General features: G+C 41.2%; 1 pseudogene. It reads left to right on the top strand.

From position 1 onward, the window contains the following. Positions 1-226 (top strand): annotated as a pseudogene (locus tag ACLRGG_RS21400) (hypothetical protein); the annotation flags it as partial.

Genomic DNA, 226 nt, shown 5'->3' with positions numbered 1-226 from the left:
GAATGAGAGTAAAGCCTGTTATTGGAATGCCGTTAATTATCGTTCTTACAATGATTATCGTTGGAACTGTGTTGCAGGGATTAGGCATGGACTATAGGGCTTTGATGAGAGAATCTGGTTTGACAGGTCAGGAATTAGAAATGGCTCAATCATTTGCTGCCATAGTAGGAATCATTGGCGGTATTTTTGCAGGCGTTGCCATGTTGTTTATTGCGCCGCTTATTTA

The organism is Erwinia sp. PPS120, from assembly GCF_047918655.1.
Lineage (GTDB): Bacteria > Pseudomonadota > Gammaproteobacteria > Enterobacterales > Enterobacteriaceae > Erwinia > Erwinia tasmaniensis_A.
This window is presented reverse-complemented; position numbering and strand designations above follow the sequence as displayed.